The sequence below is a fragment of the Mesorhizobium sp. M1D.F.Ca.ET.043.01.1.1 genome, assembly GCF_003952385.1.
Lineage (GTDB): Bacteria > Pseudomonadota > Alphaproteobacteria > Rhizobiales > Rhizobiaceae > Mesorhizobium.
Genome location: NZ_CP034444.1, coordinates 127,241 through 145,295, shown reverse-complemented (window position 1 = coordinate 145,295; position 18,055 = coordinate 127,241). Strand labels below are relative to the sequence as shown.

Here is an 18,055-nt window from a genome sequence, read left to right as displayed (position 1 = left end):
GCCGTCGACCAGCGACAGAACCCTAACGAATTGGGGCGGGCAAAATGCCGGCGGTGCCGGCTTGCGGCGCTTCAAAAGAACTTGATTGGGCGTTGCGCGACCTTACATATCGGTGGGCTGCGGCCTCGGCCTCCGGTCGACAGGACCGGTTCACGAAGGCGTGACGGCCGCGACGGTCCCTCTTGGCAAATCATCCGTTAACGGCCATTCTCCCGCCCGTCTCAGGCAACGCCACATTTCATCTGTCTTGTTTCATCCCAAGGAGTTGCCATGCCCAACACCGCAAGAAACGCTGTTTCTAACGACATCATTGCCGCGTCCGGCATCAATCCGCTGAAAGCCGTGCGCGAAACGAGGGGATATACGATCGAGGAGCTCTCCTTGACCTGCGGCCTCGCCGTGGGCGAGATCGTCGACATCGAGGACGGCAAGGACGCCGACCCCGCCAAGTTGAGGCGAATCGCTTCCGCCCTGCAGGTGCCGGAAGAGGAATTGATAAGAGTGCCGACCGAAGAGAATCGGCCCACGCAGCAATAGAGACGCAGAAGCGTCCGCTTGAAAGCCCGCCACGGTAGCGCCATGGCGGGCTTTTTGCGGCTTCGACGCATTATTCCTGGCTCTTGCAACAGCCGAGCCGTCATATGCCAATCCCGACCGGCGCGGCGATTCGGGCGTCGGCAACCATGCATGACGAGGGTCCGCTCATGAGCCTGGAATCGGTCCGCGCCTTCTTCGCCGAACATGCGCCCGACATCGGAGTCCTGGTCACCGCGGCCAGCTCGGCGACCGTGGCGCTGGCGGCGGAGGCGCATGGTGTGATGCCGGCGCAGATCGCCAAGACCATCTGCCTGCGCATCGGCGACGAGACCATGCTGGTCGTGACCAGCGGCACAGCCAGGCTCGATAACCGCAAGTGCAAGGACATCCTTGGCGGCAAGCCGCGCATGCTCGACGGCGAACAGGTGCTTGCGGCAACCAGCCATCCGCCGGGCGGTGTCTGCCCGTTCGGCCTGCCCGCGCCGCTGCCGGTCTTTTGCGACGTGACGCTAAGGGCCTTCGACGAGGTCGTCCCCGCCGCGGGCGCTACCAACGCGGCCGTGCGGATCGCGCCGCAAAGGATGGCCGATCTTGTCGGCGCTGTATGGGTCGACGTGTGTCAGTAGGGGGTTGGTGAAGAACGACTTTGGGGGCAAGTCTCAGGCTAAAAATGGTCGGAGTGGCCGGATTCGAACCGACGACCCCTTGACCCCCAGTCAAGTGCGCTACCGGGCTGCGCTACACTCCGGACCGCGCAAAGCCCTATATTCTCAAAGGTTGGAGTGCAAGCGCTAAATCGAAGCCCGAGAACACAAGGGAGCCGAAGCTTCGCGAACGCGGTGATGGGCGCATAGATCTCCACGGATGTTTCGCGAACCGTTCTGTGGGTAATCTATCGAACCATCCAGAATGCCGGTCACGCGCACCATGTCGCCGTCGATGGCGGTCGCCGTCTTCGGTGGTCTTCCTTCTCCGGACGGGAGTTATGACGCGTCAAGTTTTAGGTTTCCGAAGCAAGGTCTCAAAGAAGCTCGACTGGATCTTTGGGGGCCGGCGATAAACTCGCTCCCAGCGTTCCAACGGATAGTCACTCTCCCGTATGACGATTCCTTCGAATGGTATCTTCGAGACTTTCCAGGCTTTGAGGTAAAAGTGTCCTTCCGGACGAACAAGCCGGTAGATTTCCGACAGATAACATTCGATCTGGTCGAGCCGCATTTCATGCAGGGATGAGATGTTGATGAACAGATCGACGGTGGAATCGGGCAGAAGTGCAAGTTGATGAGGCAGCAGGAAGGCAAGTGCGGATGCCTCGAATTCCTCTTGAACTGTTTCAAAATTATCGAACGGACGAAAGCGGAAGTGCTTCCTGTCCGGAAACAGTTGGCAGAGATATTCCTGGGCGACCCCGAGAGCAGGCGGGATATCAACCATGATGTACCTGACGGTCGGGTGCAGCGAAGCAATGACGAACGCTGTTCGACCGTAGCCGCCGCCGAGCTCGCAAACGGTCCCGGTCACGACCGACTCGATCGATTTGTATTCCAGGATTGAATTGGCAAGGTCCTGAGAAACGAGTCCTCCGCCGATGCGGATTGCCGGTGGATTGCCGACGGATGGTTCCGACAGGGCCGCAATTTCTTTCGGAAATTCCTGCCGGGCATATTGCCAGACGAGTCGGGTGAGAAAGTTCAGGGCGAAGCCCTCGGGCAACGGAATATGGCGATGCTTGAAGGGAGATATGACCCCAAGCGCCGCCCGGATCGAAGCCCCGAGGGGAAGGTGGCCGACCAAGAAGCGGATTTGCGGATCCCAAGGCAGAACCCGCATCCATGTGAAATAGTCCTTGGCCAACGTACGTTTGAAATTCGCGATCCCGGCCGACGCGATGCGCTCAGCATGACGCCGGTTCAAGTCCTGCCAGAATTTCGAAGGCTGCATCGCTTCGGGCGCCGCCTTCATCTCCTCGACCATCGAATGAAGCGTCGCACGGAAGCTGTCAGTCATTCCCCCACCCCGCGCAATCTCCCACGGAGGCAGACAATGCTTCAACAGAACAGAAAGCACAACTTCCGCGGATCATTGAAAGGACGAACCATGGCGGCTTTCTAGCGAAGAGGAAGTGCCTGACCGCGCGCTGGTGAACGAGGGCGCCTGCAGCCACCACCCGGCCGACCCTGGCGGCGCCACCGTGAAGGGCATCACCCAGCGCATCTGCAATGCCCACCTGTGCTGCCCACCGGCGCTGCCCACCGGCGCTGCAAGAGCCTCGGCGCCCAGTCGTGACAACCTGGTGCGGGCCAACCAGATCGGCGGTTATCTAGACTAGCCGATGATATCGCGGGCGCGAGAACAGCCGCGCCAGCCGCAATTGCTTCTGATGCCGGTACTCCAGCGCGATCGCGCCCCAGATCAGCCCGAGCAGCAGATAGAGATGGCGCCAGTGGTCGATGTCGATGAAGGTGCCGAGCCCGATATTGCCGAGATAGGCGACATAGGCGCAAAGCAGATAGCGCTGCCACGGCCGGTCGCGCAGAAGGATGCGGAAGCCGGCACAAATCGTCCACAAGGTCAGCGTCAGGAACGAGACGAAGCCCAGCCAGCCATAGTCCATCAGCGCCTTCAGCCAGATGTCGTGCGTGTCCTCGCCGTAGATCGTGCCGAACACCAGCGGTCCGATGCCGAACGGATGCTCCAGCGCCATCTGGAAGCCGATCGCGTAGCGGGCGAAGCGGCCGAGGCGCGCGGTGTCGTAGCTTTGCTCGAGTTGCGCGCGCTGGGTGAACATGTCCGACACGCCGGGCAGTTGCAGGATGACGAGGACGGCGATCACCAAGAGCGCGACCGCGGCAATCGTCATCACCACGACCCTCAGCCGGAACATGCCGCTGGCGCTCTGCAGGAACAGGCAAGCGGTGAGCAGCACCGCCGACACCGCGAACATGCCCCAGGCACCGCGCGAGAAGGAGAAGAAGATGCCGGCAGTTATGATCAGCAGCGGCACCGCAAGCAGCGGCATGCGCGAGACCGGACCGGTGAGCAGCAGGTAGAGCAGATAGGTACCCGGCAGCACCAGGAACGGCCCGAACACGTTCGGGTCCTGGAAGGCGCCGGCGGCGCGATCGTATTTGGTGAACATCTCGGCGCCCGGGAAGGCATGGAAATAGCCGGCGATGCCGAGCAGCGACGTCGCCACCGCCGATACAACATAGGCGATGAAGATCAGCCGGTAGAGCCTGGGCTGCGTCGACGTCACCGAGGCGAAGAAGACCGCGCTGAAGGCGAGGAACAGCGAGACCGCGAGATAGAGCGGCGTTTTGGCGAGGTCCGCCATCTGCGTCATCGCAATCATGCCGCCGATGTTCATTGCCACCAGGAACAGAAGCAGCGGCAATATCGCCCGTGATATTTTCAGCCCGAACAGCGCCCAGACGGCGATCAGCCCGGCCATGTAGAGCTCGTAGGGCGCTGGCTCGCTGATGACGAAGCCGGAAAGCAGGATGCCGGCCACGATCGCCGCCGACGAGATCAGCGCGATCAGCTTGGCGTTGACCGCGGAAGCCGGCAACTGGCTGACCGCCTGAGGCGGCAACTGGCTGACCGCGGCCGCCGGCAGGTCATGCGTGATGGCGCTCAATAGGCGTTTTCCGTATTGAGCAGGCGGACCGGCGTCAGGAACAGGATGCGCAGGTCGAACAGCATCGACCAGTTTTCGATGTAGTAGAGATCGTATTCGGTGCGCATGCGGATCTTTTCATTGGTGTCCATCTCGCCGCGCCAGCCGTTGATCTGCGCCCAGCCGGTGACCCCGGGCTTCACCTTGTGACGCGCGAAATAACCGTCGACCACCTCGTTGTAGAGCAGATTGTGCGACTGGGCGGCGATCGCGTGCGGACGCGGCCCGACCAGCGACAGCGAGCCGAGCAGCGAGTTGAAGAACTGCGGCAGCTCGTCGATCGAGGTCTTGCGGATGAAGCGGCCGACGCGGGTGACGCGCGGATCGTTCTTGGTCACCGTCTGCCTGGCGGTCGGGTCCGACCTGTCGGCATACATCGAGCGGAACTTGTAGACCTCGATGATCTCGTTGTTGAAGCCGTGCCGCTTCTGCTTGAACAGCACCGGCCCCTTGCTGTCGAGCTTGATGGCGATGGCGGTGGCCAGCATCACCGGCGAGAAGAGGATGATGCCGACAAGCGAGAAGATGATGTCGAAGCTGCGCTTGGCGACCGAGTCCCAGTCGTTGATCGGCTTGTCGAAGATGTCGAGCATCGGCACCGAGCCGATGTAGGAATAGGCGCGCGGCCGGAACTGCAGCGCGTTGGAATGGGCCGAGAGACGGATGTCGACCGGCAGCACCCAGAGCTTCTTCAAAAGCTGCAGCACGCGCGATTCGGCGGTCAGCGGCAGCGACACGATCAGCATGTCGATGCGGGCGATGCGGGCGAACTCGATCAGCTCGGAGATGGTGCCGAGCTTGGGATAGCCAGCGACGATTGGCGGCGAGCGCTTGTCGCCGCGGTCGTCGAAGATGCCGCAGATGCGGATGTCGTTGTAGGGCTGCTTCTCGACCGAACGGATCAGCATCTCCGCCGACTTGCCGCCGCCGACAATGACGGCGCGGCGCTCCATGCGGCCGTCGCGCGCCCAGCGCCTGATCAGCCTGGAGATCACGAGCCTCAGGCCGAAGATCAGCATGAAGCCGACCACGAACCAGGTGCCGAAAAGGAGGCGCGAATAGTCTTCCGACGCCTTCATGGCGAAGGCTGTAAGCGCCATCAGCGCGAAGGTGCCGGCCCAGACGACCAGCACGCGGCCGAAACTGGCGACAGGGCGCATAAGCGCCGCGATCTGGTAGCTGTCGCTGACGTCGAGCAGCACCACCGCCAGGAACGAGGCTGCCGCGATCGACAGCGGATATTGCCAGGCGAGGTAGGTGAAGAAGCCGACAAAGTAGAGATAGAGGCCGAGTCCCGAAAGGAACAGCAGCGCGAATTCGACCATGCGCAGCACGCCGCTGACCATGATCGGCGACATCGTATCGCGCCGATACTGCGAAGCGACCTGGCGCGCCACATCATTGATGCCGCTGGCCTGGCCCTCCGCCGGGCCGTCGAATTTGCGCACCGCGTCCATGGAAAAGCGATGCACCGGATCGATCTCGTTCATGGGATTGTCCGCGAGCTACGCAAAAGTGGATAGCAAAAGAGAGCTAAGAAAGCCTTGAAACAACCGGTGGTTTTGAAGCTGTATGTCGCTCGCGGCGACTGACGGTCTTTCGTCTGGACCGAATTAGCGTCGGCCAAGTTTAGGCCTGCGAATTAGGCCTTCTCTATCGCGGTCGCCATGGCGGGGCTGCCGTAAAGTGTCTCGATGCCGCCGCCTTTGGGCTCGGATTCATCTGGGCAGCGAGGTTGGAAGTCGATCGCACCATCCGCGCCACGGCAGAGGCCGATGTCTTCCAGTTCGGCGGCGCTTAGTCTCTCGAGGATGCGGCGATCCCGATGTTTTGCCGCTGCGTCCGCGAGCGTGCTTCTCGCGGCCGCCATGGTCGCAGCGAGAATGCGCGGGATAAGCTTGAGGATGGCTTGCAGGCTTTGCATCGTCGTTCTCCAATGGCCATGGCGGGACGATGCGGCTGCGTAGACGGAAAGTCCTTGATGCAATGCTGAAATCTTCTGTAGCGTTTCTGTGAGGTCAATTCAGGATTGGCGATGGCGCTGTCCTTCGGCGATTTCGTGCTGGACGAGCGGGAGCGTTCGCTGAACGGTCCGGAGGGTGCGATTGAACTCAGCGCGCGCAGCATCGACTTGCTGTTCGTGTTTCTTGAGCGCCCCAATGTGCTGGTCGAGAAGTGCGAACTGTTCGATCTTCTCTGGCCGGGCACGGTCGTCGAAGAAAACACCCTTCACGTGCATATGTCCGCGCTCAGGAAAGCCCTCGGCCCGAACTTCGTCGCGACCGTCCATGGCCGTGGCTACCGGTATGTTGGCCCACCGCCCACGCGCATCCAGGAGCGCATGGCGCCGGCCGTTCGCTCCGGTGGCAATCTGTCTCGCTACCGACCGGAATGCATCGGGCGCGACCACGAAGTCAGAAGCCTCGTGGAACTCGTCAACCAATATCCATTGGTTACGACCCTGGGCCCGGGCGGTGTCGGCAAGACGACGTTGGCCCTCAAAGCCGCCGAAGAACTCGCCGGCGGCTTTCCAGACGGTGTCTGGGTTGTCGACCTGGCGTCCGTGCCCGACGGCAGCTTCGTCGAGAGTGCGATCATGCAGGTCCTCAGCATTCCGGTCAGAACCGAAACCACCCCACTGCTCGCCATCGTCGATATGCTGCGGCCACTGGCCGGGCTGCTTGTTCTCGACAATTGCGAGCACGTTGCCCACGCCGTTGCCAGCATTGTCCGTTTCCTGCTTTCCGAAGCCGCGAAGCTGAGGATCCTCACGACCTCGCAGGTGCCGCTGGGGCTGAGCGGGGAGCACGTCTTCAGGCTCGCGCCGTTCGGCCTCGAAGCAGCTTTCGAAAGCGGTCTTTCGGCAGCCGAAATGTTCCTCATCCACTGCTATGAAGCGCAGGGCGAGACTGTTGCTGTCGACGAATTGCCTATCGTGCGGCAACTTTGCGTTCGCCTCGACGGCGTCGCCCTTGCCCTCAAGATGGTGGCGGCAAGATCGGCGACTCTTGGCCTCGGCGAAGTGGACCGCCAGCTTGCCGAGCGCTTCGCGGAGCTTTCGACGGGTTGGGGTGACACGCCGGGGCGGCATCGATCGTTGGCGGCGTCGCTTGAGTGGAGCTACGGGCTGCTTGCCGAGGGCGAGCGAAGGGCTCTGCGGGCGCTTGGTGTGTTCCAGGGCAGCTTTCCGCTGGACGGTGTTCGCGCCGTGGTCGGTGAGCATGCCGACGACCACTTGTCGGAGCTCATCAGGCGATCGATGGTTACGCGCGACGGTGGAGATCGGACCCGCTATAGATTGCTGGAGACGACGCGCCACTTCGCCTTGCATGAATTGACCAGGCAGAACGAAGAGCAAGATGCACGGGCACGCCTGGCGGACCATGTCCGGAGCCGCTTCGAGGAAAGCCTCGCACGATGGGAGCTGGTTCCGGACGCAACCTGGGTAGCAGCCTATCGGCCGGACACCGACAATCTGCGCTCGGCCCTTGAATGGGCCAGATCAAGCGCCGACTGGGCCCTGTTCGTCGGTTTGGCTGCCGCCAGCTATCGCTATTGGATAGAAGCTCAGCTCGCCGGCGAGGGCCTTCGGTTTGCCGAGGCGACTGTCGCCTTCGCCGATGATCTCGACCCGTCGCTTCGCGGCCGCCTTTTCCTTGCGGTTGGGGAGCTCGCGCGGATCAATTCCCAGGACCTGCGCGCGATCGAGGCGCTGATGCAGGCGGTGCGGCAATTCGAGGCCGACGCAAACGATCTGCTGCTGTCGCATGCCCTCGTTCTTCTTGGGACCACGCTCAACTTCGCCGGCCGTCGTTCCGAGGCCGCCCCGATTTTCGCGCGGCTTGAGACCCTGTCGGCTAAACTTCCGTCATCAAAGTTGAAGGCATGGGCGCTCGTTTCGATTGGTTTGTGGCTGTTGACCGGTGGAGAAGAGGTCGCCGGAATGACTAAGTGCCAGGCGGGATTGGCGATGCATCGGTCGTGCGGAAACGAGCGTGGCCTCTTCCGGTCGACTATGTATCTGGCTGAAATGGTTCACCGAAGACAGGATCATCAAGGCGCGGTCGCGCTCGCCAAAGGCATCTTGCCAACCCTTCGTGAACGCGGCAGCTCGCTTGAACTCGGTGCTCAGCTTAGCAATCTCGCTTGCTATTCAATGGCGCTCGGCAATACCGAGGCGGCAAGGGAAGCCATCGACGAGGCGTGGAAATATCTCCCGCGCGACCATGCGTCATGGCACTGGTGCATCATCCAAAATGCCACCGAGCTCGCGGCCCGAGACGGAAGAACGATGCCGCGCTCATGCTTGGATTTATCGATCATTGCTTTGATGGCTGGCCCGACGGCCGGCAGCCTACCGAAGCTGCTCAGCGGGAGCGGATCGAGACCATCCTGTCGGCGCAGATCGACCGGGAATCCTACGCCGCGCTGTGGGAACGGGGCCGGTCGTTGAGCGTGTTCGAGGCGGACGTTCTTGCGGGTTTCGAACGATGATTTGCGGCTTTTCCGACCTGACTAACCGCGAAGCGCCGCGAAATAAGCCTTCTCGATTTCCGCCGCCATGACGTCAGCGCCGAATCGCGCCCTGAGCTCACCACCCTGTGGCATCAGTTTCCGGTAGGCGTCGGGATTGTTGAGAGCTGTGCCCAACCTCTCGGCGAGCTGGTCCGCATCCGGCCGGATCAGGGCAGGGGAGTCTTCGCCGAAGATCTCGGGAATGCCGCCGACAGCGGTCGCGATCATCGGCATGCCGGCGGCAAGCGCCTCCAGCACGATGTAAGGCATCGCTTCCGCGCGCGAGGGGACGACGATCAGCGCGGACAGCGCGAAAGCTTCCCTGGCTGGCATCGGCGGCAGGAAACGGACATGGCCCTTCAGCCCGAGTCGCTCCACCCGGGCGTGGTAGCGTGGCAGGTCGTCGCCGTTGCCCACCATCACCGCGCTTAACGGGCGGCCGAGCTCGCTGCCGGCCTGCGCCAGCGCATCGATGAAGATGTCCGGACCTTTGAGGTCGCGCATCATGCCGATGTATAAGATATCGGCGGCATTGGCCGCGGTCGCCACCGGCTCGAACTCGACGGCGCGCAGGCCGTTATAGACCAGCCTGTTGGGGATGGGCGGCTCGCCGACCTTCCGGCGATAGGTTTTCCGCTCATAGTCGGAAACGAACAGCAGGCAGTCGGTAAAGCGAGCCATAAAACGCTCCAGCGCGAAGAACAGCTTTCCGGTGGCCGTCGTTTCGTCATAGTGGAGCGAGCCGCCATGCGGCGAATAAAGGCGGGCCACGCGAGACCTTGAAACCCGCAACAGTGAGCCGAACAGACGAGCATAGGCGCCGCCCTTGGCGCCGTGCCCGTGCAGCACGTCCGGCCGCAATTCCTTGATGATTCCATATGTGCGCCAGGCCGCCGCGATGTCGCCCGGCCCGATATGACGCTGCATCGGCGTGCGATGTATGCCGAGCGCCAGGCTCTCCTCCATCGCGTCGAACAGCCGTTCCTCATAGTCGCCGCCCGTTGTTGAGTCGCAGACGATGCCCACGGAATGGCCGGCGGCGACCTGCGCCTCGGTCAGGTCGCGCACATGCCGGAAGATTCCCCCGACAGGTGAGCGGAAGCAGTGGACGATGCGGAGATGAGCCGCCACGTTGATTTTTCAGAACAGGCGTTCGCGGACGTAGACGGTGTCGCCGGGCAGGAGCGGGTCGGACGTCTGCACCCTGCCGGTCATGACCTTGCCGTTGATATCGCGGGTGATGTCGACGCTCTCCTGGTTGGCGCGCGGCGTGAACCCGCCGGCGATCGCGATCGCCTTCTGCACGGTCAGGCCCGGCACATAGGAATACTGCCCCGCGGCGCCGACTTCGCCCATGACGAAGATCGGCCGGTAGCGGTCGATCTCGACCGAAACGTCGGGATCGCGCAGATATCCCTGGCGCAGCTTGTCGGCGATTTCCTTTTCAAGCTGCTGGGCGGTGTGGCCGCGCGCCGGCACGGCGCCGACAAGCGGGACGGAGATGTAGCCGGACGGGTCGACGCTGTAGGTGTTGGTCAGCCCGTCCTGCTCGAACACGGTAACGCGGATGCGGTCGCCGGCGCCGAGTCTGTATGGCTGGTCGAGCACTTCATGAAAGGCGGCGGGCGTCGGGCGATAGCTGGAACAGCCGGCAAGCAGCGACAGGGCAAGCATGGCGCGAAACAGATGAGCAGTGCTTTTCATGATCGGACACGAACCTTCGTCGCTCTCGCCGCAAGTGTTGCGGCCAACCCCAGGAAGTGCGTCCGTTATCATCCTGTTAGGGTTAATGGCCGGTAAAGGACCGGGTGCTGAGGAGGCGACGGACGGCAAAAAACCCAATTGTTCTATTGTTTTCGGCGGGCGTTCTTTGAGTGTCTACTAATAACTATGCATTCTGATCTTAACGGCTGAGTTACCATAGTTGTTTATGGTCCATCCTCGACTCAAAGTTCCGGAGCAGGATGCATGTCCGTTCAGTCCGCGGCCGCAGATGTCGATGTCGACCTGAGACAGCTCTTCGCTAGCCTGGCGAGGAACTGGCTGCGCATCGTTCTCGTCACGCTCGTGGTCACCGGGCTGGCGTTTGCCTTCGCCTGGCTGGCCACACCGCAATATAAAGCGGTGGCCAAGCTGGAGATCGGGCCGCGCGAATCGGTCTTCACGCGGCCGGCCGGCACAACCATCGACGACAAGCCGGCGACCGACGAGGAGGCGGTGGCCACCGAAGTCCAGATCATATCGTCCCCCGATATCCTCAAGAAGGTGGCGGCGGATCTCAATCTGGAGAAACTGCCCGAATTCGACGAGGCGCTGAAGATGTCGGCGCTCAGTCGTGCCCTGGTTCTTGTCGGCTTGAAGAGCGATCCCTTCGACATTCCGCCGGAAGAGCGCGTGCTCAACGCAATGCACGATAAGCTCAACGTCTACGGCGTTGAAAAATCTCGTGTTATCGCGGTCGAGTTCTCCTCGAAGGATCCAAAGCTTGCCGCCCAGGTCGCGGACGCCATCGCGCAGGCCTACCTTGCCTCCAAGGGCAACGCAAAGAAGGAATCGAACACCGCCGCCACCGGCTTTCTCGGTCCGGAAATCACCGACCTGCAGAATCGGGTGAAGGAGGCCGAAGCCAAGGTTGCCGCCTACCGCGCGCAATCCGACCTGCTGATGGGCGGCAACAATTCGGTGCTCGCGACTCAGCAGCTCTCCGAACTGTCGACCGAGCTTTCGCGGGTGCGCGCCAATCGCGCCGCCGCCGAGGCGACCGCCGACAGCGTGCGCAAGTCGCTGCAGAACGGCGGCACGCTGGACAGTGTCCCGGAAGTCTTGTCCTCCGACCTGATCCAGCGCCTGCTCGAGCGGCAGGTGGAATTGCGGACCAACATTGCCGACCTGTCGACGACTCTGCTGGACAACCATCCGCGCATCCGGGCGCTGAAGTCGCAGCTTGCCGATCTCAACGGCCAGATCCGCAACGAGGCGCAAAAGATCCTGAAGGGATTGGCGACCCAGGCGCAGACGGCCAACGCCCGCGAGGACCAGCTCGTCGCGGAGGTCAACACGCTGAAGGCCGCCTCGGCCCGCGCCGGCGAACAGCAGGTGGAGCTCGACGCGCTGCAGCGTGATGCCAATGCTCAGCGCCAGCAGCTCGAATCCTACATGGCGAGTTATCGCGAGGCCGCCTCGCGCGCGGACCGCAACTATCTGCCGGTGGACGCCCGCCTGCTTTCGAAAGGGCAGGTGCCCACGGAACCGTATTTCCCGAAGATCGGTCCGATCACCGGAGCCGCGGCTGCCGCGTCGCTGCTGCTGATGGCGATCGGCACACTTCTGAAGGAACTGTTTTCCGGCCGTGCCATGCGGCCGGCCGCCGGCGCGCGCTTCGAGCCGATCGAGCAGGTGGCGATGCCGGCGACGCGCACCGAGCCGGCGGTCGCTGAAACCGAGGACGAAGAGAGCGACGATTGGGTCGCCGACCATAGGATCGGGCAGGGCGCGGCCATGGCGGCAGTGGTGGCCGAGCCGGCAGAGGTGGAGGCATGGCGGTCCAGGCTGGGCGAGATCGATGTCGACAAGGCGGCCGAAAAGCTGATCGCCTCAGGCGCCGCGCGTGCCATCTTCGTCTCCCCGGAAGGCGACGAGGCCGCCGCCACCGCCGTGCTGGTGGCGCGCGAGGTGTCGGATGCGGGCCTGCGCGTGCTGCTGCTCGACCTCACCGCCTCGGGCGCCGCCTCGCGGCCGATGCTGGACAGCGGGCTGTTCCCCGGCATCACCAATCTGCTCGCCTCCGAAGCCCAGTTCAGCGACGTCATCCACCCCGATCTCTATTCGGACGCCCACGTCATTCCGGTCGGCACCGCCGATCCGGTTCGCGCCATGCGCGCGGCCGACCGGCTGCCGATCATCATGCAGTCGCTGACCACGGCTTACGACCTTGTCGTCGTCGAATGCGGTCCGGCCGATGCGCAGGGCATCAGCCGCCTTGCCGGCGATGGCACGGAAGTTTTCCTGTCGATGCTCGAAGCCGATGACGAGGTGACGCAGGCGGCGGTGAAGCTGATCGAGAACGGCTATTCTGATGTCACGCTGGTGACCCCGGTCGGCCATGAGCCGGGAAATCCATTGCCAGGTCGTCGCTCGGCTGCATAGGCCTGAACGCCGACAAGGCTGCTCTGGGCTGCGTTGCAACGATTGCTCCGAGGTATCAGGGAAGACACCGAGACCGCCGCGAATAGACCACGGTTCAGTCGATGCCGGGCCTGACAGCGGTTAGGTGCAACGACCGAACCAGCGCATTTCCCGGCAGGTCCAGCACTTTACATCGGCAGCAGCGCACCTAGTTTTAGAGTTTCGCACCGCGCATTTTCATGCGTGGATGATCGAGAGCGGGGCCGTGAACTCCAGGTCGGTCCCCTAAAAACCCCCAAAAAGGATGGTTGCTATGACACAGGCCAAGAATGGCGACACTGTACGCATCAACTATACCGGACGTCTGACCGACGGCACGCAATTCGATTCTTCCGGCGGCGAACCGCTGCAGTTCACCCTGGGCGAGGGCCAGGTCATTCCCGGCCTCGAAAGCCATGTCGAGGGCATGGAGGTCGGCGCGAAAAGCACCGTCACCGTTCCCGCCGACGCCGCCTATGGACCGCATCGTCCCGAAGCGGTCGTAACCATCGCCCGCGCCAGCGTGCCGGAAAACATCAACGTCGACGTCGGCACCCAATTGCAGGCCCGCACCGCCGAAGGGCGCCCCATGCAAGTAACGGTCATCGGTGTGGACGACGCCAGCGTGAAGCTCGACGGCAATCATCCGTTGGCCGGAAAGGATCTGGTGTTCGACGTTGAACTGGTCGAGATCGTCCAAGCGGCGTAGCATGACTTGAACGACCGCTCAGGGTCGTGCTCGGAGCGCTCCTTGGAAAGCGCTCCCGCATGGCCCTCCGGAGGAAGGGCAAGAGGTCGCGAATGTCAGGGCGCTCTATCGGTCAGAGCGCCGGCCCCTTCCTGCCCGGCGCAGTGCGCGCAGCAATAGATGATGTCGCCCTGCTCGACGCCATGCCCAACGATCCGCACACTGCAATGAGGGCACGTCGGCGCAAGCTTCTGGATCGCGCACTCGAAGCTGTCGAACGTGTAGGTCTGCTCGCCCAGGCTAACTTGGAATGCCTTGTCGTAGTCATTGCCGCACTGGTCGCACTTAGCCATGGCCGTTCTCCTTCTGAGTGCGAAAACCTCTCGGCACGCGATAGGTTCCGCCCAAGGGCCTCAAGGCCGCTTGCCGGATCAACCGGGGAGTTCGACGGCGATAATGCAACGCTTTCCAAGGTTAACTGTCGTCCTCGGTGGCGGCAGGCGCTGCCGTCTGGCCGGCCGCTTTCCGGCGCAGCATCTTGGTCAGTTTCCAGACCGTCGAATTGTTCTTGATGAAGGCCTTTGCCCGGGCGCCTTGGCGCAGTCCCGCGGCCAGCGCCCGGCCCTTCAGCGTCAGCGGCGCGAGCACCTCGAAATGCTGGACCTCGATGTCGCACCAGAGCCGCTTGTAAGGCTCGTCGCCGACAGAGAAGTCGTAGACATCGAAGCCTTGCTCGCAAGCCTCCTGGATATTGTCGAAGAACAGGAAGTCGCCGGGGCTGGTGAAGGCGAGATCATCCTCGGCGATGGCGCCGAACTCGCAGATCAGGCGCTTGCCAGAGCGGCTGGAGCCGGTAACGGCGCGAAGTTTCCCTGCTACCTCCAGCCCATGCAGCCGGAAGGACGGCTTTTGCTCGGCAAGCGCGTCGGCAAACAAAGCCCTGAAGAAGGCGCGCACGTCTTCATCGCCGAAGACGTTGGCTATGCCCATCTTGGCGAAGCGCGACTCTTTCATCTCGAAGAAGGCGTCGAGCAGCCTGTCGACCTCCTTGCGGCTTCGCGCCTCGATGCGGCAGAAGCTGCCGACGGCCTCGAACTTGCGTGTCTGCGAGCGGTGCTTCTTGCGCTTGCGCTTGCCGCTAGCGCGGGTAAGCAGCGCATCGAACCCGCCCTCGAGATCGACCGCCAGTGCAAGGTTCGGGCTCGCGAAATTGGGCAGCGTGGTGAGCGGATTTGCGACGCCGTCGAGATCGGTCAGCAGCCGCTCCAGCGAAACGAGGTCGACGTCCGGCCGCGCCCTGGAGATTGCCGAAAACAACGAGCGGATCGCCGAGCCGTCGATGGCGGGCAGAAGCCGCGGATCGGTTGCAGGGAAGTTGCCGTTGGCGTGGCGCCCGCCGGCGAAACGGGCGATACGGAAAGGACCGCTTCGCACGACCTCCAGCGCCAGCGAAAGCGCCGGTCTGCTTTCGAGGTTCAGCGTGGCGATCACCATGTCGGCCTTGGTCTCGGCCCTCCAGTTGTGCAGCCAGGACGCGCTCTGTGCCGGGGCAAACAGCGCTGAAGCGCAGAACTCCGCATAGCCGGCAAGACCGGCGCTGTCGATCACCGCTGCCGTCAACCCGCCCTGGCTCGAGGCAGGGGCACGCGCCGTAGCCTCGTTGGCAGCGACCGGATTGCCGTCAAATGACGCGGCGGCGTCAACCATCCCTCAATCCTTAAGACGTATTGGTTGCAACCTGGGGTTCGCATAGGCGCAAGTCGGCTTGAATGAGCCTAGGCGCAAAAGGTGAAGGAATGATCGACGGGGGCGAGGCGATCCGCAAACTGGCCTTGAACGTTGCCCGCTACACGGGCCTCGCTCCGCTGGCGAGGCCGTTTGTCGGCGGCATCGGCGCCATCCTGATGCTGCATCGCGTGACCGCGACCCCGGAGAAGCCGAACAGCGTCAATCGCCATCTGAACATCGCCCCTGCCTTCCTCGACAGGCTGATCGCCGACATGAAGGGAAGGGGCTATGCCTTTGTTACGCTTGATGAAGCGATCGAGCGCATCAAGTTTGGCGGCAAGGGCGCACAGTTCGCCACGATCACCGCCGACGATGCCTATCGCGACAACATGACGGAAGCGCTTCCGGTGCTGGAAAAACACGGCGCGCCCATCACCATCTATGTCGCGCCTGGTTTGATCGACGGCGCGGCCGACCTCTGGTGGGACGTGGTCGAGGATATCGTCGACACGAGCTCGCGGCTTACGCTGAAGACGGCGAGCGGATCCACGCTGGTCGATTGCTCTACGCCCGGCCGTAAGATCCAGGCTGTTGCCCGGCTGAATGCCTGGCTGACCCTCGAAGTCCGCGAGGAAGAGCAGGGCATAGCGCTGCGCGAACTGGCGCGCTCCAACGGGATCGATGTCGGCGCCGGCCGTCCGGGCATTCTGATGAGCTGGGACGAGATCCGCAGGATGGCCGCGCATCCGCTGGTGACGATCGGCGCGCATACCATCAATCACCGTAACCTCAAGCGGCTTTCCGAGGCAGATGCTCGCCACGAAATCGGCGACGTCCGGCGCATCCTCGAGGAAAAGCTTGGGCTGGAGCCGCGCCACTTCGCTTACCCATACGGCTATGCTAGCGCGGTTGGCTGCCGCGAGGTCGGTTTTGTCCGGGACGCCGGCTATGTCTCGGCGGTGACGACCCGGCACGGCGTGCTGAGAGCCGAGCACGCTGGCTTCCTGCATGCGCTGCCGCGCATCTCCGTCAACGGCCGCTATCAGAGCCTCGCCCACATTCGCACGATGCTGTCGGGCGTGACCACGCCGCTCGCCAATGCCGGCAGGATGGTCGTTACGATCTAGAGAAATTCCAGGAAAAGTGCGGAGCGTTCATCCGTTCGGAATTGCGTGAGAACAATGAGATAGCGCCTCACCCTTTCTGAGGCGGCTCGATGATCAGCCATTTGATGATGCCCATTGCCGGCAGCACCCAGAGCAGGCCACTGAGCAGGAAGAACAGGAAGTGCGCCAGGGAGCCGTATTCGGCCAGCCTGGTGACCGCGATCGCCGAAGCGATCAGCGCGTAGATGATCACCAGCGCCACCAGCAGGATGGTTCCGATCAGCTTTTTCAGGCGAATGGGCATGTCGCGGTCCCGTTGACCGGTCTCGCTTAGGCCGAACGGAAGGCTCGTGCAACCGTCTCCAGCCAGCGCGACGGCGTGCCGCGCTGTCCGGCCTTGCCAGCGCGGCGGTCATGGTCCACCAATCCCGCGAGTTCAACTGCCGGGAGGTGTCCATGGCTGCCATCACCGCCACGGTTCCGTTTGCCGCCCGCGACCGCGATCTGCAGAACCGCACGCTGGTGCGCGGCTGGTTGTATGTCGTGCTGGTCGTGCTGTCCGCGCTGGTGCTGGTCGGCGGCGCCACCAGGCTTACCGGTTCCGGCCTGTCGATCACCGAGTGGCGGCCGATCCACGGTGTCATCCCGCCGCTCAATGATGCCGAGTGGCAGGAAGAATTCCAGCGCTACCAGCAGATCCCGCAATACGCCGAGCTCAACAAGGGCATGAGCATCGAGGCGTTCAAGTCGATCTTCTGGTGGGAATGGGTGCACCGCATTCTTGCGCGCAGCGTCGGCGTGGTCTTTGCCTTGCCGCTCTTGTTCTTCTGGGCGACACGCCGCATCGAACGCGGCCTCGGGCCGAAACTGGCCGGCATCCTGCTGCTCGGCGGCCTTCAGGGCGCCATTGGCTGGTGGATGGTGGCCTCCGGCCTGGTCGAGCGTGTCTCGGTCAGCCAGTACCGGCTGGCCACGCATCTGACGTTGGCCGCGCTGATCTTCACCGCCACAATGGTGGTCGCGCGGGGCCTTGCGCCGCATTCGGAGCCGGCCGCCGACCGCTCGACGCAGCGGTTTGCCGGCATGATCGTGCTTCTGGCGTTGATCCAGATCTATCTCGGCGGGCTTGTCGCCGGCCTCCATGCTGGCCTGAGCTACAACACTTGGCCGCTGATGGACGGGCAACTGGTCCCGGTCGATCTCCTGCTTCTAAAACCCGCCTGGCTGAATTTCTTCGAGAATCCGAAGACAGTGCAGTTCGTGCACCGGCTCGGCGCCTACACGCTCTTTTTGGCCGCGTTCTGGCACATGATCGCAACATGGCGGCGCCAGCCGGCCACCACCCATGCCCGCCGCGCCACGCTTTTGTTCCTGCTGGTGCTGGTGCAGGCCTCGATCGGCATCGGCACGTTGCTGATGCAGGTGCCGCTGCATATGGCGCTCACCCATCAGGGCTTCGCGCTGATCGTGCTTGGCTTCGCGGTGGCGCATTGGCGCGGCACCAAGGGCGCCTATCCGCTGCCGACCGAGATCGCTGTCAGAAGCTGAAGCTTACCTTCCGGATCGCCTCGACCACCGAAAGCTCGCGGCTCTCATCGGCGGCGTCGCGGTCTTCGCGGTGCCAAGGAAGCGGACAGGCAG

The 18,055-nt window shown here is 63.0% G+C and carries 17 protein-coding genes and 1 tRNA gene; 8 read left to right on the top strand and 10 right to left on the bottom strand.

Annotated elements, in window-relative coordinates; genetic code table 11:
- Positions 1 to 270 precede the first annotated feature (270 nt).
- Positions 271 to 537, top strand: a complete 267-nt coding sequence (locus EJ067_RS00830; protein ID WP_126084228.1) for a helix-turn-helix transcriptional regulator — start codon at positions 271 to 273, stop codon at positions 535 to 537.
- A 167-nt stretch (positions 538 to 704) separates the two neighbouring features.
- Positions 705 to 1,163: a YbaK/EbsC family protein gene (locus EJ067_RS00825; RefSeq protein ID WP_126084227.1), complete on the top strand. Its 459-nt coding sequence runs from the start codon at positions 705 to 707 to the stop codon at positions 1,161 to 1,163.
- A 45-nt stretch (positions 1,164 to 1,208) separates the two neighbouring features.
- Here EJ067_RS00825 and EJ067_RS00820 read toward each other — a convergent pair.
- Positions 1,209 to 1,285: transfer RNA gene (locus EJ067_RS00820), tRNA-Pro, on the bottom strand.
- Positions 1,286 to 1,530: 245 nt separating this feature from the next.
- Complete coding sequence (locus EJ067_RS00815) at positions 1,531 to 2,544, bottom strand: putative sugar O-methyltransferase (RefSeq protein ID WP_126084226.1); 1,014 nt, start codon at positions 2,542 to 2,544, stop codon at positions 1,531 to 1,533.
- Positions 2,545 to 2,659: 115 nt separating this feature from the next.
- Here EJ067_RS00815 and EJ067_RS00810 point away from each other — a divergent pair, with 115 nt between their 5' ends.
- The gene (locus EJ067_RS00810) at positions 2,660 to 2,866 is read left to right on the top strand and encodes a glycosyl hydrolase 108 family protein (RefSeq protein ID WP_126084225.1); all 207 of its coding nucleotides are present in this window, start codon (positions 2,660 to 2,662) and stop codon (positions 2,864 to 2,866) included.
- Here EJ067_RS00810 and EJ067_RS00805 read toward each other — a convergent pair.
- The 3 genes from EJ067_RS00805 to EJ067_RS00795 all read right to left on the bottom strand — a co-directional run bounded on the left by EJ067_RS00805 (position 2,858) and on the right by EJ067_RS00795 (position 6,137).
- Positions 2,858 to 4,105, bottom strand: coding sequence for an O-antigen ligase family protein (locus EJ067_RS00805; RefSeq protein ID WP_126089446.1), 1,248 nt, complete (start codon positions 4,103 to 4,105; stop codon positions 2,858 to 2,860). The two genes, EJ067_RS00810 and EJ067_RS00805, sit on opposite strands and share 9 nt — an antisense overlap.
- A gap of 65 nt (positions 4,106 to 4,170) precedes the next feature.
- A complete protein-coding gene (locus tag EJ067_RS00800) occupies positions 4,171 to 5,703 on the bottom strand; it encodes an undecaprenyl-phosphate glucose phosphotransferase (RefSeq protein ID WP_126084224.1) in 1,533 nt (510 codons plus the stop codon).
- A 152-nt stretch (positions 5,704 to 5,855) separates the two neighbouring features.
- Entirely contained in the window at positions 5,856 to 6,137 is a 282-nt protein-coding gene (locus EJ067_RS00795) for a DUF1127 domain-containing protein (RefSeq protein WP_126084223.1), read from the bottom strand.
- Positions 6,138 to 6,248: 111 nt separating this feature from the next.
- Here EJ067_RS00795 and EJ067_RS00790 point away from each other — a divergent pair, with 111 nt between their 5' ends.
- Positions 6,249 to 8,666 carry a winged helix-turn-helix domain-containing protein gene (locus EJ067_RS00790; protein WP_126084222.1) on the top strand — a complete coding sequence of 806 codons (2,418 nt, stop codon included), beginning with the start codon at positions 6,249 to 6,251 and terminating at the stop codon, positions 8,664 to 8,666.
- Between the two features lie 62 nt (positions 8,667 to 8,728).
- Here EJ067_RS00790 and EJ067_RS00785 read toward each other — a convergent pair whose 3' ends face one another.
- Both EJ067_RS00785 and EJ067_RS00780 read right to left on the bottom strand, forming a co-directional pair.
- Positions 8,729 to 9,859: a glycosyltransferase gene (locus EJ067_RS00785; RefSeq protein ID WP_126084221.1), complete on the bottom strand. Its 1,131-nt coding sequence runs from the start codon at positions 9,857 to 9,859 to the stop codon at positions 8,729 to 8,731.
- A 9-nt stretch (positions 9,860 to 9,868) separates the two neighbouring features.
- On the bottom strand, positions 9,869 to 10,432 hold the full coding sequence (locus EJ067_RS00780) for a polysaccharide biosynthesis/export family protein (protein WP_126084220.1): 564 nt from the start codon (positions 10,430 to 10,432) through the stop codon (positions 9,869 to 9,871).
- 264 nt (positions 10,433 to 10,696) lie between these two features.
- Here EJ067_RS00780 and EJ067_RS00775 point away from each other — a divergent pair, with 264 nt between their 5' ends.
- Positions 10,697 to 12,874 carry an exopolysaccharide transport family protein gene (locus EJ067_RS00775; RefSeq protein ID WP_126084219.1) on the top strand — a complete coding sequence of 726 codons (2,178 nt, stop codon included), beginning with the start codon at positions 10,697 to 10,699 and terminating at the stop codon, positions 12,872 to 12,874.
- A 292-nt stretch (positions 12,875 to 13,166) separates the two neighbouring features.
- Positions 13,167 to 13,601, top strand: coding sequence for a peptidylprolyl isomerase (locus EJ067_RS00770; RefSeq protein WP_126084218.1), 435 nt, complete (start codon positions 13,167 to 13,169; stop codon positions 13,599 to 13,601).
- A gap of 95 nt (positions 13,602 to 13,696) precedes the next feature.
- On the opposite strand, the gene EJ067_RS00765 is transcribed toward EJ067_RS00770, so the two are convergent.
- Positions 13,697 to 13,933, bottom strand: a complete 237-nt coding sequence (locus EJ067_RS00765; RefSeq protein WP_126084217.1) for a hypothetical protein — start codon at positions 13,931 to 13,933, stop codon at positions 13,697 to 13,699.
- 121 nt (positions 13,934 to 14,054) lie between these two features.
- A complete protein-coding gene (locus EJ067_RS00760; RefSeq protein WP_126084216.1) occupies positions 14,055 to 15,287 on the bottom strand; it encodes a GNAT family N-acetyltransferase in 1,233 nt (410 codons plus the stop codon).
- A gap of 89 nt (positions 15,288 to 15,376) precedes the next feature.
- Between EJ067_RS00760 and EJ067_RS00755 the strand changes: the two genes are divergently transcribed.
- Positions 15,377 to 16,435 (top strand): polysaccharide deacetylase family protein, encoded by a 1,059-nt coding sequence (locus EJ067_RS00755; RefSeq protein WP_126084215.1) that lies wholly within the window; start codon positions 15,377 to 15,379, stop codon positions 16,433 to 16,435.
- 67 nt (positions 16,436 to 16,502) lie between these two features.
- On the opposite strand, the gene EJ067_RS00750 is transcribed toward EJ067_RS00755, so the two are convergent.
- Positions 16,503 to 16,718 (bottom strand): DUF2842 domain-containing protein, encoded by a 216-nt coding sequence (locus tag EJ067_RS00750; protein ID WP_126084214.1) that lies wholly within the window; start codon positions 16,716 to 16,718, stop codon positions 16,503 to 16,505.
- A gap of 152 nt (positions 16,719 to 16,870) precedes the next feature.
- Here EJ067_RS00750 and EJ067_RS00745 point away from each other — a divergent pair, with 152 nt between their 5' ends.
- Entirely contained in the window at positions 16,871 to 17,962 is a 1,092-nt protein-coding gene (locus EJ067_RS00745) for a COX15/CtaA family protein (RefSeq protein WP_126084213.1), read from the top strand.
- Positions 17,963 to 18,055 lie beyond the last annotated feature (93 nt).

What these genes read in the sequence shown, in the direction of transcription:
- EJ067_RS00830 (WP_126084228.1), top strand. Translation starts at nt 271, where the DNA reads ATGCCCAACACCGCAAGAAACGCTGTTTCTAACGACATCATTGCCGCG.
- EJ067_RS00825 (WP_126084227.1), top strand. Translation starts at nt 705, where the DNA reads ATGAGCCTGGAATCGGTCCGCGCCTTCTTCGCCGAACATGCGCCCGAC.
- EJ067_RS00815 (WP_126084226.1), bottom strand. Translation starts at nt 2,544, where the DNA reads ATGACTGACAGCTTCCGTGCGACGCTTCATTCGATGGTCGAGGAGATG.
- EJ067_RS00800 (WP_126084224.1), bottom strand. Translation starts at nt 5,703, where the DNA reads ATGAACGAGATCGATCCGGTGCATCGCTTTTCCATGGACGCGGTGCGC.
- EJ067_RS00795 (WP_126084223.1), bottom strand. Translation starts at nt 6,137, where the DNA reads ATGCAAAGCCTGCAAGCCATCCTCAAGCTTATCCCGCGCATTCTCGCT.
- EJ067_RS00790 (WP_126084222.1), top strand. Translation starts at nt 6,249, where the DNA reads ATGGCGCTGTCCTTCGGCGATTTCGTGCTGGACGAGCGGGAGCGTTCG.
- EJ067_RS00780 (WP_126084220.1), bottom strand. Translation starts at nt 10,432, where the DNA reads ATGAAAAGCACTGCTCATCTGTTTCGCGCCATGCTTGCCCTGTCGCTG.
- EJ067_RS00775 (WP_126084219.1), top strand. Translation starts at nt 10,697, where the DNA reads ATGTCCGTTCAGTCCGCGGCCGCAGATGTCGATGTCGACCTGAGACAG.
- EJ067_RS00770 (WP_126084218.1), top strand. Translation starts at nt 13,167, where the DNA reads ATGACACAGGCCAAGAATGGCGACACTGTACGCATCAACTATACCGGA.
- EJ067_RS00765 (WP_126084217.1), bottom strand. Translation starts at nt 13,933, where the DNA reads ATGGCTAAGTGCGACCAGTGCGGCAATGACTACGACAAGGCATTCCAA.
- EJ067_RS00760 (WP_126084216.1), bottom strand. Translation starts at nt 15,287, where the DNA reads ATGGTTGACGCCGCCGCGTCATTTGACGGCAATCCGGTCGCTGCCAAC.
- EJ067_RS00755 (WP_126084215.1), top strand. Translation starts at nt 15,377, where the DNA reads ATGATCGACGGGGGCGAGGCGATCCGCAAACTGGCCTTGAACGTTGCC.
- EJ067_RS00750 (WP_126084214.1), bottom strand. Translation starts at nt 16,718, where the DNA reads ATGCCCATTCGCCTGAAAAAGCTGATCGGAACCATCCTGCTGGTGGCG.
- EJ067_RS00745 (WP_126084213.1), top strand. Translation starts at nt 16,871, where the DNA reads ATGGCTGCCATCACCGCCACGGTTCCGTTTGCCGCCCGCGACCGCGAT.